This window comes from Klebsiella sp. CN_Kp104 (assembly GCF_040064515.1).
GTDB classification, from domain to species: domain Bacteria; phylum Pseudomonadota; class Gammaproteobacteria; order Enterobacterales; family Enterobacteriaceae; genus Klebsiella; species Klebsiella aerogenes.
The window spans coordinates 279,743-297,915 of sequence record NZ_JBEAII010000028.1 but is presented as its reverse complement, the minus strand read 5'-3'; the positions used below and the strand labels follow the sequence as shown (position 1 = coordinate 297,915).

Below are 18,173 nucleotides of genomic sequence, written 5' to 3'. Positions count from 1 at the left end.
CGGTGGTGCTGCTGCCGCACTTCAGCACCATCGGCGTGGTGGTGGCCTATACCGCACTCTATCTGCTGGCGTTTTGTCTGTGCCCGTTTATTCGCGTCGATCAGCCGGGCTTTGCCCGTAAGGCAAGCGGCGTCAGGGAAGGGGTAGAATATTCATAACGTTGTCAGGTCGGGTATATCCCGCCCTGATGTTTTAACGCAGTAACATACAGTCCGGCGGCAGACGGCAGCGTAGCGCCTCGCCGAGGATTTCCATACGGAAAGATTTGCCGCTCAGCGGTTCGCCATCCAGGTTGAAGGTCATTTCATGGGCGGCGGTGACTTCAAACCACGGCGATACGCCGTCGATCAGATTTGGCGAATTATCGGGATTAGCGAGGGTGCTAAACAGCGCAGGTAGCAACTCTTCGCCGGTGAAAATGCGCAGATGCAGTAGCCCGTCGTTAATTAATGCCTCAGGACACAGTTGCTGGCCGCCGCCGGCCTGACGGCCATTGCCGATGCCGATAACCAGCGCGTCACCCTGCCAGTGAAAGTTCTCGCCGCGAATTTCGCAGCGGTCCGGCTTCAGGGTATCCATGCGCGTCAGGCCGTGAATCAGATAGGAGACGCCGCCGAGCGCGGCTTTCAGTTTTTCCGGCGTTTCGGTGGTGATACGGGTGCCAAAGCCGCCGGTGGCCATATTGATAAACCCGGCCTCGTTGTTAACGCGTACCACATCAATAGGGACATCGCGCCCGGCTATCGCCAGCTTCAGCGCGCTGGCTAAATCCTGCGGGATGCCGACGCTGGTGGCGAAATCATTGGCTGTGCCGAGGGGGAGTAATCCCAGCGCCATGTTGCTGCCGCGCTGAACCAGCGCGGTGGCGACTTCATTAATCGTACCATCGCCGCCGCCGGCAATTACCGTCGCCACCTTGAGCGTTTCGGCTTCCTCGACAAAACGAATCGCATCGCCTTTTTCCCAGGTTACGCGGACGTGTATCTCGATACCTTCTTCGCGCAGAAGATTAACGGCTTCGCGCAGTTGTGGCTCATTCGCGCCTTTACCGTTGAGAATTAATAAGCTGGCTGGAAATTGGGTCATCCTTTATCGCCTCATTCTTAGTCGTCATCCTCAGTGTATCGCATGAATGGCATCATGGAATAAGAAAGTCGGGAAAATGGGATGCATAAAAAATAAGCCCGCGTAAGGGAGATTACGCAGGCTAAGGAGGTGGTTCCTGGTACAGCTAGCATTTATGGGTTATGTTTTTCAGCGAAATGGATGATACCTGCTTCGAACGAAACGGTGTGTGATCCGATTCTAATATCCATACATAATGAAAAAATAACGCCAATAAACTAATTTTTATGCGGATTGCGCGTCGTCTCGCCGTTAAAATTACGCATCAGCAACCCATACTCCAGCGCCATATCCTCCGGCAGCGGCAGCCAGACGATATAACCGTCTCCCGGCGCGACAGGCATTGCTTCGCCTTTGGCGTTCTCCATATGTTCGAGCGTAAAGTTGACGTTACCTTGCGGAGTCATGACCTCCAGGCTGTCGCCGACCGAGAACTTATTTTTCACCGCCACTTCGGCCAGATTACCATGACGCTTGCCGGTGAATTCGCCGACAAACTGCTGGCGTTCGGAAACCGAGTAGCCGTACTCGTAATTCTGATAGTCGTCGTGGGTGTGGCGGCGCAGGAAGCCTTCGGTATAGCCGCGGTGAGCCAGACCTTCCAGCGTCTCCAGCAGACTGGTATCGAACGGTTTACCGGCGGCGGCATCGTCAATCGCTTTACGGTACACCTGGGCGGTGCGGGCGCAGTAGTAGAAGGATTTGGTGCGGCCTTCAATCTTCAGCGAGTGCACGCCCATCTGGGTCAGGCGCTCCACGTGGGCGATTGCGCGCAGATCTTTGGAGTTCATGATGTAGGTGCCGTGCTCGTCTTCGAAGGCGGTCATATACTCGCCCGGACGTTTGGCTTCCTCAATCATAAATACCTGGTCGGTTGGCGCGCCGATACCGAGAGTGGGTTCAACGTTCTGCACCGGGATAGGCTCATGCTTGTGGACGATATTACCTACGTCATCTTCTTTGCCTTCCTGGACGTTGTACTCCCAGCGGCAGGCGTTGGTGCAGGTACCCTGGTTAGGGTCACGTTTGTTGATATAGCCGGAGAGCAGGCAGCGGCCGGAGTAGGCCATGCACAGCGCGCCATGGACGAAAATCTCGATTTCCATCTCCGGCACCTGGCTGCGAATTTCGGCGATCTCGTCCAGCGACAATTCGCGGGACAGGATCACGCGGGTTAGCCCCATTTGCTGCCAGAATTTCACCGTCGCCCAGTTGACGGCGTTGGCCTGTACCGACAGGTGAATTGGCATATCAGGGAAGTTTTCCCGCACCAGCATGATTAAACCAGGATCGGACATAATCAGCGCGTCCGGCCCCATTTCCACTACCGGTTTGAGATCGCGAATAAACGTTTTCAGCTTGGCGTTATGCGGTGCGATGTTAACCACCACGTAGAATTTTTTCCCCAGCTCATGGGCCTCATTGATGCCGAGCTGCAGGTTTTCGTGGTTAAATTCATTGTTGCGCACGCGCAGTGAGTAACGCGGCTGGCCGGCGTAGACCGCATCGGCGCCATAAGCGAAAGCGTAACGCATATTTTTCAGCGTTCCCGCCGGGGAAAGGAGTTCCGGTTTAAACATGATTTTCTCGTTCTGATGACAGGTCAGACTCGCCGCACCAGGTGCGGCGATTCGGGGGAGTGTCCCCACATTAAGGGCGGGCATTGTAGCGCCGTAGCGGGTAGCAGTAAACCGTCTTACTATTCAACGCGCAGGTAATGGCCTTGCGCGCGGACGTTGGCGCCGAACCCACAGTTATCCGGCTCATCGGCTGCTATTGTCAAACCTTCGGGCGCAACGTCCAGTGAAATGGTGCAGTTAATTTCATTATCTTCATCAATCGCGATCTCTCCTTTGCCGTTTTTCAGCACTACGGGTGCGGAAAACTCACCCATATTAGGACCGTAATACGCGCTCATCAGACCAAAATAATACCCCTGAAAATCAGCCTGGAAGGTATTCGGTTTTTGCTGTTTTATGAGCGAGAGTGTATTCCATGAGGCCCGTCCGGCATATTGCCAATATTCGCCTGATGCGCTATGAGGCCTTGGCAAGGCGGCCAGTTGGTCTTTAATGAGCGCCAGGTTATAAACCGACTTACGATCGTCTGGCCGGATCAGTAACCAGGCGCGCGCCTTGCGCCACTGCTTTTCGCGCATCAAGGTGAGGGCGACATTGTTATAGGCGGTGGCGATAGCGTCGTCATCCAGCGCACAGCTTTCGCTCCAGATGACCTGCTGCTCGAAGGCTTCCCGGGCTTTAGGATAGTTTTTCGCCTGATATTCCCGTTCACCCTGCCGGGCGTAGGTGGGGATTTTGGCGCAGTCGGCTTCGATTTGTTGTTCAGTTATTTCCGCCGCGGCGCTGGCTGAAAACAGTAGCAGGGCGCTTAAGGTGAAGCTCTTAAAATGCATGATATGTTCCTTATATCATGTTGAGGAGTGGGCGCGCTGGCGCGCGCCTGATGGTCAAGCCATTCTACAAGCGTCGGCTTCCCAGCGATAGCCAACGCCGTAGACGGCGCGAATAAACGACTGCTCCGCGTCCAGCGATTCCAGCTTACGGCGCAGATTTTTAATATGGCTGTCGATGGTACGGTCGGTAACTACGCGATAATCGTCGTACAGATGATTGAGCAGTTGTTCGCGGGAGAAGACTTTACCCGGCTCCTGCGACAGCGTTTTTAATAGCCGAAACTCGGCGGGAGTCAGGTCCAGCATTTTTTCGCGCCACGAGGCCTGGAAGCGGCTTTCGTCAACAATTAGCGGACTTTGCGCATCCAGAGCCTGCAGATCGCGCTGTGGTTTACAGCGACGCAGGATCGTCTTCACGCGGGCCACGACTTCACGCGGGCTGTACGGTTTGCAGATATAGTCATCGGCGCCGATTTCCAGCCCCAGCAGGCGATCGATCTCCTCGATTTTGGCAGTGACCATCACAATAGGTATCTCGGAAAATCGGCGGATCTCGCGGCACAGGGTCAGGCCGTCGGTGCCCGGCAGCATTAAATCCAGCAGGATTAAATGCGGGGGCGTCTGGCGGACGTAGGGCAGTACCTGATCGCCATGCGCAATGAGCGTTGGCGCATAGCTCGCAGCTTGCAAATAGTCGATCAACAACTGACCGAGTTTGGGCTCGTCTTCCACGATTAAAATGCGCGGCGTGTTTTCATCAATAGGTAATTCGCTCATACATCCCTCGATAAATCCTGTTCCAGAGGTAACTCTACTTTAATGCTAACCCCGCCAAAAGGCGAATGACCGGCGTTCAGGCTGCCGCCGTGGGCGGCGACGATATTCATACAGATTGCCAGCCCAAGACCGGATCCACCGCTGGCCCGGTTGCGTGAGCCCTCTGTGCGATAAAAACGCTCACAGAGCCGCGCCAGCTGCTCGTCGCTAACGCCGGGGCCGCTATCGGCGAAATCGAGCGTCAACATGCGACCATTTTGTTTGGCGTCAATCTGCAGGCGGCCGCCGCTGTCGGTATAGCGTAGGCTGTTTTCCAGCAGGTTATTGAACAGCTGCATCAGACGATCGCGATCGCCGAAAACGATAGCGTTATCCGGCAGCGAGACGCCGATGGTCAAGCCGCGGCTGGCGAAACGTTCGCGGAACGCCCCTGCGGCGACCTCCAGCAGCGCAATTAAATCCACCGACTCTTTCTGGTAGGCTAACGCGCCTTCATCGGACATCGACAACTGATGCAGATCGTCCACCAGCTTGGTAAGCGTGCCGACTTCCGCCTGCAGCGAAGAGATCGAATCTGGGGTGAATTTACGCACTCCGTCCTGAATAGCCTCCAGCTCACCGCGCAGGACTGCTAGCGGCGTGCGGAGTTCATGCGAAATATCGGCCATTAAATCGCGGCGCATCTGTTGGTTACGCTCAAGCGTACTGGCAAGCTGGTTAAAATCCTGCGCCAGACGGCCCAGTTCATCCCCGCCGGTGACCGTGACGCGGGTGGAGAAATCGCCCGCCGCCAGCTTATGGGTGCCTTCCACCAGCCGTTTGACCGGCGCCAGCAGCCCGCGGGCCAGCGGGAAGGTGGCCAGCGCGGCGAGGAGGGTGGCAAGGGCGACAATCAGCCAACTGGTGCGTTTTTGCTGGCGGTCGAAATTAATATCCGTGTTGCGCGTGAGCCGCTCAACCGGCGAGGCGATCACCGCCCCGACGGTCACGCCGTCGACGACAATGTTACGGCGGGTACCGTCCTGCGGGACCGGCGCCCGCGGGCCTACCAGCACGCGCCCTTGTTGATCGACAACCCAAAATTGCGTGCGCCAGCCGTGCGGCGGCATATCGGGCCGCGGGCCAGGGCCGGGCATTGGCCCTGGCCCGCCATGCGGACCCGGCCCACCTGGTGGACGTTCGTCGTTATCCCGCTCGAAGGTGCGCAGTAACTGGAAGATAAAACGATCGTTGTTGCGCAAAAATTTCCAGTCGCCGTGCTGCTCGTACTGTTCACTCAGCGCGTCGCCGAGCATCGTTAGTCGTTGTTCATTACCGCGTTTAATATAGTCGATAAAGCCGCGCTCAAAGCTGATGCGCACCGCCCAGTGCATGCTAATCAGCAGCACGATACAGGTGGCGAAAATAGCCAGGAACAGCTTACCGGTGATACCCGGGCGCCAAAGTTTCACGATTCACTCCTTTTGCGTCGGCGGATGACGGTGTTGCTGCCGACATCGTTCGGTACACGGGAAAAGATGAGCGCCGGGAGAGCGATAATCATCGCCATGCTCAGATAGGTATATAGGAAAACCTGATGGACAGCTGGCGCATCGGCGCTGATATGCTGCTGGCCGTACATGCCGAGCAGTAGCCCGGCGATGGTCACGCCGATACTCATCGAGAGCTGCATGACCATTGAGAGCAGGCTGTTACCGCTGCTGGCCAACTCATCAGGCAGGTCTTTTAGCGTCAGAGTATTCATCGACGAAAAACGGCTGGAGTTAATCATGCCCTGCAGGAACAGCACCAGCGGCAGCAGCCAGTACCAGCCGGCCAGTGCGACGGCCATGAACAGTAAACTCACCAGCGCCAGGCCGAGCGTCGCGAAAACCAGCACGCGGCGATAGCCAAAGCGATTCACTACCTGCACCACGATGCGTTTCATCCCCATGCTGCCCAGCACCATGGGGATCATCATCAGCCCGGCGTGGAACGGCGAGAAGCCGAGGCCAATTTGCAGGAATACCGGGGTCATAAACGGTAACATCCCGCTACCGATACGCCCGGCGAAGCTGCCGCCAAGACCGAGCGAGAAGGTTTTGTTGCGAAACAGATTGAGGATAAATAAGGCGTTAACGTTGCCGCGGGCGTGCCACAAATAAAAAACTATCGCCATCAGGCCACCGGTTACCAGCACAGCGAGCAGCAGCGGCGAGATTCCGAGCCCTTTTTTGCCGTCGAGCGCCAGCGTCAGGGCGGCCATTCCTGTCGCCAGCAGAATAAAACCAAGGATATCAAAGCGCCGGGTCTGCAGGGTGTAGTTCGGCATCAGGCATAATGTGGCGATAGCGCCGATGATGCCAACCGGGATGTTAATCAAGAAAATCCAGTGCCAGGAGGCATACTCGACCAGCACGCCGCCAAGCGCCGGGCCGAGCAGCGGTCCAACCTGGCCGGGCAGGGTGACGAAGGTCATCGCCGCCATATACTGATCACGTGGAACGATTTTCATCACCGTTAGCCGCCCGACCGGCACCATCATCGCGCCGCCGACGCCCTGCAGCACCCGGGACATCACTAACTGATCGAGAGTGCTGGCCTGGGCGCAGAACAGCGAACCGGCGGTAAACAACACAATGGCGCTGAAAAAGATATTGCGCACGCCGACCCGGTCCGCCAGCCAGCCGCTGGCCGGCAGCATGACCGCCACCGTAAGCACATACGAGACCACTACCATATGCATGTGCAGCGGGCTTTCCCCAAGGCTTTTGGCCATCGAGGGCAGGGCGGTGTTGACGATGGTGGTATCCAGCGACTGCATAAAGAAGCCGAAGGCCACAATCCATAACTGCCAGCGTACGCTGGCGGGCAGATCTGTCATCTTATTCGCTTACCGGTTGAGCAGACTTGCGCGTAAAACGCAGCCGCAAACGATCAAAGAACAAATAGACCACCGGGGTGGTATACAGCGTCAGCAACTGGCTCATGACCAGGCCACCGACAATGGTGATCCCCAACGGCTGCCGTAGTTCGGACCCGTCGCCGCCCGACAGTACCAGCGGCAGCGCGCCGAATAGCGCCGCCAGGGTGGTCATCATGATCGGGCGAAAACGCAGCAAACAGGCCTGGAATATCGCTTCTTCCGGCGGAAGATTGCCGGTGCGCTGCGCTTCAAGGGCGAAATCGACCATCATGATGGCGTTTTTCTTTACGATGCCAATTAATAGCATGATCCCTATCAGGGCGATTAGGCTGAATGGGGCGCCAAATAATTCCAGCGCCAGCAGCGCGCCAACCCCCGCTGACGGCAGGGTTGAGAGAATGGTTAACGGATGCACGTAGCTTTCGTAGAGGATCCCCAGCACGATATACACCGTGGCGATGGCGGCGATAATCAGGATCACCTGTGAGTTCATCGTCTGCTGGAATACCTGTGCGGTGCCGGCAAACGATCCTCGCACGCTCGACGGCACGCCAAGCTGGGTCATCGCCCGGTCAATGGCGTCGCTGGCTTCCGACAGCGATTTGCCGGTCGGCAGGTTGAAGGAGATGGTCGAGGCGGCCGATAGCCCCTGGTGGTTGACCGAAAGCGGTGCGTTCGCCGGTTGCCATTTGGCGAAGTACGACAGCGGGATGGGTTTACCGTCGTTACTAATGACAAACATTTGCTCCAGCGCGCTAACGTCCTGGGTATAAAGCGGATCGACTTCCATCACCACTTTGTACTGGTTCAAAGGTTGATAGATGGTCGAGATCTGCCGCTGGCCGAAAGCGTTGTTTAACAGGCTGTTGGCATCCTGCACGCTGACGCCCAGGCGTGACATGGTGTCGCGGTCGTAGACCAGATCCATCTCCGCGCCATTATCTTGCTGATCCGAGTTAACGTCGGCCAGTTCCGGGAGCGCCGCCAGCGCCTTGCGGATTTTTGGCTCCCATTCACGCAGCGCCGACAGATCGTCCGATAACAGGGTGTACTGATAGCTGGCGTTCGACTGACGACCGCCAACGCGGATATCCTGCACCGCCATCAGGAACAGATTAGCGCCGGGCTCTTTCGCCAGTTTTTTCCGCAGCCGGTCGATGATTTGCTGCGCCGTTTCGTGGCGCTGATCGCGCGGTTTCAGGGTGATAAACATCATACCGCTATTCACCCGCGAGCCGCCGGTAAAACCGGTCACGTTATCGACCGCCGGATCCTCGCGGATGATCTTCATAAAGTCCTGCAGTTTGCCGCGCATCGCCTGGAACGAAATACTCTGATCCGCCTGAATGCCGCCCATCAGCACCCCGGTGTCCTGCTCCGGGAAGAAGGTTTTCGGAATGGCGATATACAGCCACACGCTGAGCGCCATCGTACCGAGCAGCACCAGGCCAGTCAGGCGACTATGCTTCAGCACCCATTTTAACGATTTGCCATAGCCGCCCTGAATAGTGACCAGCAGGCGGCCAAAGCCACGCTTGCGCGTTGGTTCATGAGGTTTGCCGCTTTTCAGCAGCCAGCCGCACATCATTGGCGTCAGCGTGAGCGACACGGCGAGCGAAATACCGATCGCTACCGATAGCGTGACGGCGAACTCGCGCAGCAGACGACCCGGCAGGCCGCCCATCAGCAGCAGCGGTAAGAACACCGCCACCAGCGACAGGCTCATCGACAGCACGGTAAAGCCGACTTCACGGCTGCCCTGTAACGCGGCCTGCAGCGGTTTCATTCCTGCCTCAAGATGGCGGGAAATATTCTCCAGCACCACGATGGCGTCGTCGACGACGAAACCGGTGGCGATGGTCAGCGCCATTAACGACAGATTATTGAGGCTGAAGCCGCACAAATACATCGCGGCAAAGGTACCGATTAACGATACCGGCACGGCGACGGCCGGGATAAGCGTTGCGCGTCCGGAGCGCAAAAACAGAAAGACCACCAGAATCACCAGCGCGACCGAAATCACCAGCGTTTGTTCGACCTCTTCCAGCGAAGCGCGGATGGTGGGCGAACGATCCTGCGCGATCTGTAAATCAATGGCGGCGGGGATGGTACGCTGTAGTTCCGGCAGGCGGGCGCGAATGCTATCAACCGTCTGAATGATGTTGGCTTCCGGCAGCTTGCGGATCATCAACAGGATCGCCGGTTTGGCGTTGGTCATCCCGGCGTTACGCACATCCTGCACTGAATCCGTCACTTTTGCCACGTCGCCAAGGCGTACCGCCGCGCCGTTATTGTAGTGGACGATCACCGGCAAATATTCCGCCGCGGTTTTCAATTCATCGTTGGTCTGCACCTGCCAGCGGTGGGTCTTATCTTCCAGCGCGCCCTGCGGGCGACGCACGTTAGCGTTATCAATGGCGCTGCGCACGGCGTCCAGTGAGACGCCTTGGTTAAATAGCGCCTGCGGGTTAAGGTCGACACGCACCGCCGGCAGTGAGCTGCCGCCGACGTCGACATCGCCGACGCCGTCAATCTGCGCGATGGTTTGCGCCAGCTGGGTTGACGCGAAATCGTACAACTCGCCTTGCGAATAGGTATCCGAGGTGAGCGTCAGGATCATGATCGGCGCATCGGACGGGTTAGCTTTGCGATACGTGGGGCGGCTGGGCATCCCGCTCGGCAGCAGGCTTTGCGCGGCATTAATCGCCGCCTGCACGTCGCGGGCGGCGCCGTTAATATCGCGATCGAAATTAAACTCCATGATGATGCGGGTACTGCCAAGCGAGCTCGACGAGGTCATTTCATTGACCCCGGCAATGCGCCCCAGCGAGCGTTCCAGCGGTGTTGCCACCGACGAGGCCATGGTTTCCGGCGAGGCGCCGGGCAGCGAGGCGCTAATCATGATCACCGGGAAATCCACCTGCGGCAGCGGCGCGACCGGCAGCAGGCGGAATCCGAGGATCCCGCACAGGGTAATCGCCAGCGAGATAAGAATCGTCGCCACCGGCCGATAAATGAAGAGAGCGAAGAACTTCACTTACGCCTCCTCTTCACGACGCGGGAAGCGGCTCTTCATATACAGCGATAGCCGGTCGAACAGCAGATAAATCACCGGCGTGGTGAATAACGTCAGTACCTGGCTGAGCATCAATCCGCCGACCATACCGATGCCCAGCGGGCGGCGCAGCTCGGCGCCGACGCCGGTACTGAGCATCAAGGGCAGCGCACCAAGCAGGGCGGCGAGGGTGGTCATCAGAATCGGACGGAAGCGCAGCAGGCAGGCCTGATAAATGGCTTCGCGCGGCGGCATTCCCTGCTCGCGCTCGGCGGCGAGGGCAAAGTCAATCATCATGATGGCGTTTTTCTTCACGATACCAATCAGCAGAATGATGCCGATGATGGCAATCACATCCAGCTCGCTACCGGCCAGCCATAGCGCCAGCAGCGCCCCGACGCCAGCGGTCGGCAGGGTAGAAAGAATGGTGATGGGATGAATGAAGCTTTCGTACAGCACGCCGAGGACGATATACATGGCGACGACCGCCGCGACGACCAGCCAGACGGTGCTACCGAGCGCCGACTGGAATGCGAGGGAACTGCCCTGGAACTGGGTGCGGATGTCGCTTGGGAAATCCAGCGACTGCTCGGCTGACAAAATAGCCTCTACCGCTTCGCCGAGGGAGTAGTTATCCGGCACGTTGAATGAAATGGTGGTCACCGGGAACTGATCGAGATGGTTCACCGACAGCGGGGTAAAACGCTGCTCGACGCTGGCGATGGATTTCAGCGGCACGATACCGCCATCGCTGCTGGTGAGGCGGATATTATCCAGCGCCGCTAGCCCCGGCGTCGCCTGGGTGTCGTGCTCCAGTACCACACGATATTGGTTGGCCTGGGTATAAATTGTCGAGATCAGCCGTTGGCCAAAGGCGTTATACAGCGCGTTATCGACATCCGCCATGGAAATACCCAGCCGGCTGGCGCTATCGCGATCGACATTAATATAAGCCGCGAGCCCTTTATCCTGCCAGTCGCTGCTAACGTCGGCAAGCTGGGGTAAGGATTGCAGGCGCGACAGCAATTGCGACACCCAGTTGCTCAGTGCATCAAGCGAGTTAGCCTGCAGGGTAAACTGATACTGAGTGCGACTGACGGTGGTATCGATAGTCAGATCCTGCGTTGGCTGGAGATAGAGCTCAATACCCGGTACGCTTGCCACCGATTGCTGCAGACGGCTGATGACCGTTTGCACGCGATCGTCGCGTTCATCCAGTGGTTTGAGGTTAATCTGCAGACGCGCGCTGTTCAGCGCCGGATTGGTGCCATCAACGCCGACGAACGACGTCAGGCTTTCAACCGCCGGATCTTTCAGAATCAGATCGGATACCTGCTGCTGGCGTTGCGCCATACTGGCGAACGACACCGACTGCGGGGCCTGTAACGTGCCCTGAATAATGCCGTTATCCTGGATTGGGAAGAAGCCTTTCGGGATAAAGACCCACAGCAGAATCGATAACGCCAGGGTGCTTAACGCCACGCTCAACGTTAGCCATGGGTGGTTTAGTACCCGGCTCAGCCAGCGGCCATAGACGGCAATCACCCGCTCGAAGAAACGCTCGCTGGCCCGCGAAAAGCGGTTTTGTTTGCGCAGCGATTCGTGGCTTAACATCCGCGCGCACATCATCGGCGTCAGGGTCAGCGAGACCACCGCCGAAATCAGAATCGCCACCGCCAGGGTAATGGCGAATTCACGGAACAATCGCCCAACGATATCACCCATAAACAGCAGCGGAATCAGTACGGCAATCAGCGAGAAGGTTAATGAAATAATCGTGAAGCCGATTTCCCCCGCGCCTTTCAGCGCGGCGGCCAGCGGTTTTTCGCCCTTTTCAATGTAGCGAGAGATATTTTCAATGACCACGATGGCGTCATCGACGACGAAACCGGTGGCGATGGTCAATGCCATTAGCGTCAGGTTGTTAATCGAAAAATCGAGGAACACCATGACCGCGAAGGTGCCGACCAGCGATAGCGGCACGGCGACGCCGGGAATGATAGTCGCCGGGACATTGCGTAAAAAGAGATAAATGATCATCACCACCAGCGCGATGGCCAGCAGCAATTCGAACTGGGTATCGCTGACCGACGCGCGAATATTGGTGGTGCGGTCAGAAAGCACCTGTACCTTAACGGATTTAGGCAGGCTCTCGGTCAGTTGCGGCAGCATCTGGCGGATGCTGTCGGCGGTGGCGATGATGTTCGCTCCCGGCTGGCGTTGGACGTTCATCACGATCGCCCGCTGCTTATTGGCCCACGCCCCCAGCCAGGCGTTCTCGGCGCCCTGTTCGATGGTCGCGATATCGCCAAGACGGATCGGCGCGCCGTTCTGATAGGCGATAATCAGCCGACGGTAATCTTCCGCCGACTGCATCTGATCGTTGGCGGAAAGGGTGACCGCGCGGGCCGGGCCGTCAAGGCTACCTTTCGCTGAATTCACGTTGGCGCTGGTAATGGCGGTACGCACGGTTTCGCTGGTCAAACCTAACGCGGCGATCGCCTGGGCATTGAGCTTAACGCGCACCGCAGGACGTTGGCCGCCGGCCAGCGTCACCAGGCCGACCCCGGAAACCTGAGATATCTTCTGCGCTACCCGAGTTTCCACCATATCTTCAACCTGCGTCATCGGCATCGCGCTGGAGGTCACGGCCAGGGTCATGATCGGCGGATCCGCCGGGTTAACTTTGCTGTAAACCGGCGGGTTGGGTAAATCAGACGGCAGCAGGTTGGTCGCGGCGTTGATGGCCGCCTGCACTTCCTGTTCGGCGACATCCAGCGCCAGGGTCAGTTGGAACTGCAGAGTAATGACCGACGCGCCGCCCGAGCTTTGTGAGGACATCTGCTTAAGGCCGGACATCTGGCCAAACTGGCGTTCCAGCGGCGCGGTAATCGATGACGTCACCACATCCGGGCTGGCGCCGGGGTAGAGCGTTACTACCTGAATGGTCGGGTAGTCAACTTCCGGCAGCGCGGAGACCGGCAGGAAGCGATAGCCGATGATACCGGCCAGCAGAATGGCGACCATCAATAGCGTTGTCGCCACCGGACGCATAATAAACAGCCGGGAAGGGCCGCCCGTACTGCTTGGGGGTAATACTTGCATCAGGCGCCCGCTCCGTTTTTACCACTCGGGCGGGTGGTAGGTTGTTCCTGCACGGCGCTGTGAGCTTCGACAACTTCGACCTTAGCGCCTTCGGTCAGGCGATCGATACCATCGGTCACCACCCGGTCGCCCGCTGACAGCCCGGCGTTAATCACCACTTTTTGGCTATCCTGAATACCCGGCGTGACCGTATGTTTACTGACTTTATTCTCACTGTTCAGCACCCACACGAAGTGCCCCTCGTTGCCCATTTGTAGCGCGGCGGTGGGGATCACTACTGCATCCTGCTCGGTATCCACCAGCATTCTGGCATTGACGAACTGATTCGGGAACAGCGCGTCATCGAGGTTATTAAAGCGCGCTTTAAGTTTAATGGTGCCGGTGGTGGCATCGATTTGGTTATCGAGGCTCAGCAGGCTGCCTGTACTGATCTTCTGTTTATTGGTTCGATCCCAGGCCTCGACGCTCAGCGTTTTACCGGCTTTCTGCGCCTGTACCACGGTGGCGATATCGCTTTCCGGTAGGGTAAAGACCAAATCGATAGGGTGGGTTTGCGTGAGAACGACAATGCCGGTGGTGTCGCCACTGGAGATTTGGTTGCCGATGTCGACCTGTTTCAGGCCCACGCGGCCGTCAATCGGCGCGGTGATGCGGGTCCAGTCCAGCTGCAGCTGCGCACTGGCGACGGCGGCCTGATCGGCTTTAACCGTACCGGCGGATTCGACCACCAGCGACTGCTGGGTATCCAGCTCCTGACGGGAGATAAGGTTGGTTTTGACCAGTTGTTGATAGCGAGCGAGATCGCGGCGCGCGTTTGCGAGGGTGGCGTTATCTTTGGCAAGCTGCCCCTGCGCCTGGGCCAGCGCGACCTTGAACTGGCTGGGATCGATTTGCGCCAGCAGATCGCCGGCTTTTACCTGCTGACCTTCCTGGAAATGGATACTCAGTAACTGGCCGTCAACCCGACTGCGTACGGTCACGGTGTTCGCCGCGGCGATAGTCCCCAGGCCAGTAAGATAGCGGGGGACGGATTCGCTGGTGGCAGTGGCCGCCTGCACCGGGGCCAGCGCCGCGCCGAAGCGGCCATGGCGCGCCCCGGCAGGCGCTTTTGCTCCTTGTTGACTTGCGCCAGCAGCGCCTGCGGTTGTCTCTTCGGAACGATCGTGCCAGAACCAATAGGCGGCTCCCGCCGCCAAAATTACCGTCAGGACCATTCCCCAACGAAGTGTGTTACTGCTTTTCATTATTTTACTATCTCATCCAGAAGCTTTCGCCGAATGATACTAGTTTAGTAACGGAACGCCCCGCAAAAATGGAGGAATTATGAAAAGCGCGTATGGAAAGGTCTGAATTGGCGGGCTTTCACGAGGAGGCTCGCAAAGCCGAACGCTGAAAAGAAATGCGTCAGACGCGGCATGGTAACGTCAGCTTGATTTAGCGGAGGCTAAATACAGGAAAGCCCCTCCTGAGGAAGGGGCCTTAAATAAGGAAAGGGTTATGATGAACCTGGTCATCATACTGGTGATACTCTTAGTGATTAGCTTACCGGCTTACTAAGACGCCAGGGGGAGGAGAAATCCTCCCTTACCCTTCATCCTGCAAGTTAGGACGAAAAAGCGGCAAAGTCAACTCAGGTTACCGAATGGCGCTCGCGTTTCAGGCGAAAACCACCTGCGCCCAGCGGGCAAGCCCGGCGGTAACGGAACCAAAATCATCGCCGCCGGCGATCGGTATTCCCGGCAGCTGTGCGGCCAGCGCCTTTTTAATTAACGGCGATCGTGCGCTACCGCCGGTGAGATAGATAACGTCCGGGGTTTCATGGCTGCTTTCCAGCGCTAACTTTACCTGCTCCATGATGCGAGCCAGCGGTTGATTGAGCGCCTCTTCCAGCCCCTCCTGGCTGATTGCGGTAGCCAGCTCATCGCTAATAAACGGCAGTTCGGCGTTGAAATCCGGCTGAGCGGAAAGGGCGATTTTGCTCTCTTCCGCGCTGCGTACCAGGCGATAGCTCAGGCGCTGACGCCAGACTTTAAGCAGCAGTGCGACCTTGTCGGCATCGCGAGCGTCGCGCAGCAGGTCATTGAGCATACGTCCGTTGGCGGCGCTGTAAAAATCGCTCTGCGCCGGGACGTCGTTAATCGCCACCGCATTCCACCAGGGCAGTACCGGCAGCGCAATGCCTTTTTCCGTTTCACCGCCCATGCCGAGTAACGGCATCAGGCATTTGAAGGCCAGGGCGATATCCAAATCGTTACCGCCGATACGGCAGCCGCTGTGGCCCAGCAGGCTATCCTGACGGTCGGCTTTCTGCCGCCATTGCGGCCCCATCAACAGCAGTGAGCAGTCGGTGGTGCCGCCGCCGATATCGACGACAAGCACGCGTTTTTCATCATTGAGCGTGGCTTCAAAATCTAACCCCGCCGCAACGGGTTCAAACTGAAACACGACATCGTTGAATCCTGCTCGCCTCGCCGCGCGTTCGAGAATACCCTGTGCCTGAGCGTTAGCGTCATCGCCGCCAAGACCCTGGAAGTTAATTGGTCGACCAATAACCGCCTGGGTAATCTGTTCACTAAGCTGAGACTGCGCCTGCTGTTTGATATGTAGCATCATCGCGCAGACCAGATCTTCAAATAACGCGACCTGCTGGGGTTTCAGGCCATTGGCGCCAAGAAACGATTTTGGCGACTTAACGAAATAGACCTCTTCCGGATCGTCAACGTATTGATGCAGTGAGGCGAGGCCGAACTGGACGCTGTTGCCCAGGACTTCGATATCTTCATCACGGTTATAATTAATGGCGCGTCGTAGTAGCGCCTGATTTTCTGCGCCGTCGGCCGGGACATTATGATGGCGGTATAGCCATTCGCTGACCGCTTCGCGCGTCGGGGCGCAAAGCATTGATGGCAGCAGCGGGCTACCGTTTTCCAGCGTTAAAAGCCGTGGCGCATTATCCTGCATGACGGCGACCGAACAGTTGGCGGTACCATAGTCAAAACCAATAAACATGACCTGAAAAATCCCCATGCCAGTGAAGAAGGGGGGCGACTTTAGCGGATTGCCGCCATGCCGACAACTGGAATTTAAAAGCAAGGCGCAGCAGGCTTAGAGCATCTATGCTTGTTGCGATTAATAAGGAGAGAGCATGACATTATTATCCTGGCGAGCGCCCTATGACTGGCAATGGATGTTCGCGTTTCTCAGCGCGCGTGCGGTGGCGGGAATTGAAACCTTCCAGGAAGATCAATATACCCGCAGCTTCAGTTTAGATGGGCATCGTGGGTTGATTACCGTTAAACCGGATGAACGCCGCCAGGGGTTCCAGGTTACGCTTTCTCATGGGCTGTTACCGGTAGCAGACCAGTGCCTGGCGCGTGTAGCGCAACTGTTTGATTTAGCATGCGATCCATTTGAGGTCACACAAACCTTAGGCAAACTGGCGCAGCCGCGACCAGGACTTCGCTTGCCGGGGGCGCTGGATGCGTTTGAACAGGCGGTGCGCGCGGTATTGGGGCAACTGGTGAGCGTAGCGATGGCGGCGAAGCTGACGGCGAAAGTGGCCGCGGTCTATGGGGAAGCGTTAAGCGAAGCGCCTGGTTATGTTATTTTTCCCGAACCGCAGAAACTGGCGCAAGCCGACCCTTTGGCGCTTAAGGCGTTAGGGATGCCGCTTCGCCGCGCGGAAGCGTTAATTCACCTTGGCAAAGCGGCATTGAGCGGAGAATTGCCGTTGACGGCGCCTGCTGATATGGCAACCGGCATGAAACAATTGCAGAGTCTGCCGGGCATCGGTCGCTGGACGGCGAATTACTATGCGCTGCGCGGTTGGCAGGCAAAAGATATTTTTCTGCCCGATGACTATCTGATTAAACAGCGTTTTCCCGGAATGACGCCTGCGCGTATCGCGCGCTATGCCAGCCGCTGGCAACCCTGGCGCTCCTATGCTTTGTTGCATATCTGGTACACCGAAGGCTGGGCGCCGGACGAGGAATAGGCGTACAGGGCGCATATCACTGGTATCGCCGCCCTGAAATCCCTATAATTGCCGCGTTTGACGGTCAACCGTCACCCTCCATCTACATCCAGGTTAATCAGGTCGCAAAAATTTATGACTGATACGTCTCATCAGTGCGTCATTGTAGGCATCGCCGGCGCATCGGCTTCGGGCAAAAGCCTTATCGCCAGCACACTTTATCGTGAATTACGTGAACAAGTTGGCGATGAGCATATTGGCGTTATTCCAGAAGACAGCTATTACAAAGATCAAAGCCATCTGTCGATGGAAGAGCGTGTAAAAACCAACTATGACCATCCAAGCTCAATGGATCATAGCTTGCTGTTTCAGCATTTACAGACGCTGAAAAGCGGCCAGCCAATTGAATTGCCCGTGTATAGCTACGTTGAGCATACGCGTATGCCGGAAACTATTCATATTCAACCGAAGAAAGTGATCATTCTCGAAGGGATCCTGCTGTTGACGGATGCCAGACTGCGCAATGAATTAAACTTCTCTATTTTCGTCGATACCCCGCTGGATATCTGTCTGATGCGCCGCATCAAGCGTGATGTTAACGAGCGTGGCCGTTCCATGGACTCGGTGATGGCGCAGTATCAGAAGACGGTGCGGCCAATGTTCCTGCAATTTATTGAACCTTCCAAGCAATATGCTGACATCATTGTCCCGCGCGGCGGTAAAAACCGTATTGCCATCGATATTCTGAAGGCCAAAATCAGTCAGTTCTTTGAATAACACGTACTAATTGTGTAACGTGCAAAGAGAATCCCAATTGCCC

Annotated in this window: 12 protein-coding genes and 1 pseudogene; 3 read left to right on the top strand and 10 right to left on the bottom strand. The window is 57.1% G+C overall.

Annotated elements, in window-relative coordinates; translation table 11 throughout:
* A pseudogene (locus ABLU80_RS14935) lies at positions 1-158 on the top strand (cytochrome C biogenesis protein CcdA); the annotation flags it as partial.
* A 34-nt stretch (positions 159-192) separates the two neighbouring features.
* Here the strand turns inward: ABLU80_RS14935 and yegS are convergent.
* From yegS to yegD, 10 genes are all read right to left on the bottom strand, one after another.
* Entirely contained in the window at positions 193-1,086 is an 894-nt protein-coding gene (gene yegS, locus ABLU80_RS14930) for a lipid kinase YegS (protein WP_015365779.1), read from the bottom strand.
* A 257-nt stretch (positions 1,087-1,343) separates the two neighbouring features.
* Positions 1,344-2,705 carry a tRNA 5-hydroxyuridine modification protein YegQ gene (gene yegQ, locus ABLU80_RS14925; RefSeq protein ID WP_348850129.1) on the bottom strand — a complete coding sequence of 454 codons (1,362 nt, stop codon included), beginning with the start codon at positions 2,703-2,705 and terminating at the stop codon, positions 1,344-1,346.
* Positions 2,706-2,824: 119 nt separating this feature from the next.
* Complete coding sequence (locus ABLU80_RS14920; RefSeq protein ID WP_316552250.1) at positions 2,825-3,538, bottom strand: tetratricopeptide repeat protein; 714 nt, start codon at positions 3,536-3,538, stop codon at positions 2,825-2,827.
* 54 nt (positions 3,539-3,592) lie between these two features.
* The gene (gene baeR, locus ABLU80_RS14915; protein WP_015365781.1) at positions 3,593-4,315 is read right to left on the bottom strand and encodes a two-component system response regulator BaeR; all 723 of its coding nucleotides are present in this window, start codon (positions 4,313-4,315) and stop codon (positions 3,593-3,595) included.
* Entirely contained in the window at positions 4,312-5,766 is a 1,455-nt protein-coding gene (baeS, locus tag ABLU80_RS14910; RefSeq protein ID WP_058649416.1) for a two-component system sensor histidine kinase BaeS, read from the bottom strand. Before baeS ends, baeR begins: the two co-directional genes overlap by 4 nt.
* The gene (locus tag ABLU80_RS14905; RefSeq protein WP_348850127.1) at positions 5,763-7,178 is read right to left on the bottom strand and encodes an MFS transporter; all 1,416 of its coding nucleotides are present in this window, start codon (positions 7,176-7,178) and stop codon (positions 5,763-5,765) included. The genes baeS and ABLU80_RS14905 overlap by 4 nt, the downstream gene beginning before the upstream one ends.
* Before the next feature lies 1 nt (position 7,179).
* The gene (gene mdtC, locus ABLU80_RS14900) at positions 7,180-10,257 is read right to left on the bottom strand and encodes a multidrug efflux RND transporter permease subunit MdtC (RefSeq protein WP_101705960.1); all 3,078 of its coding nucleotides are present in this window, start codon (positions 10,255-10,257) and stop codon (positions 7,180-7,182) included.
* Entirely contained in the window at positions 10,258-13,380 is a 3,123-nt protein-coding gene (locus ABLU80_RS14895; protein WP_348850126.1) for an MdtB/MuxB family multidrug efflux RND transporter permease subunit, read from the bottom strand.
* Positions 13,380-14,624: an MdtA/MuxA family multidrug efflux RND transporter periplasmic adaptor subunit gene (locus ABLU80_RS14890; protein ID WP_348850125.1), complete on the bottom strand. Its 1,245-nt coding sequence runs from the start codon at positions 14,622-14,624 to the stop codon at positions 13,380-13,382. Before ABLU80_RS14890 ends, ABLU80_RS14895 begins: the two co-directional genes overlap by 1 nt.
* 412 nt (positions 14,625-15,036) lie before the next feature.
* Complete coding sequence (gene yegD, locus ABLU80_RS14885) at positions 15,037-16,389, bottom strand: molecular chaperone (RefSeq protein WP_348850124.1); 1,353 nt, start codon at positions 16,387-16,389, stop codon at positions 15,037-15,039.
* 136 nt (positions 16,390-16,525) lie between these two features.
* Here yegD and alkA point away from each other — a divergent pair, with 136 nt between their 5' ends.
* The gene (alkA, locus tag ABLU80_RS14880; RefSeq protein ID WP_063445739.1) at positions 16,526-17,374 is read left to right on the top strand and encodes a DNA-3-methyladenine glycosylase 2; all 849 of its coding nucleotides are present in this window, start codon (positions 16,526-16,528) and stop codon (positions 17,372-17,374) included.
* A 114-nt stretch (positions 17,375-17,488) separates the two neighbouring features.
* Positions 17,489-18,130, top strand: coding sequence for a uridine kinase (gene udk / locus ABLU80_RS14875; RefSeq protein ID WP_015365789.1), 642 nt, complete (start codon positions 17,489-17,491; stop codon positions 18,128-18,130).
* Positions 18,131-18,173: the final 43 nt, after the last annotated feature.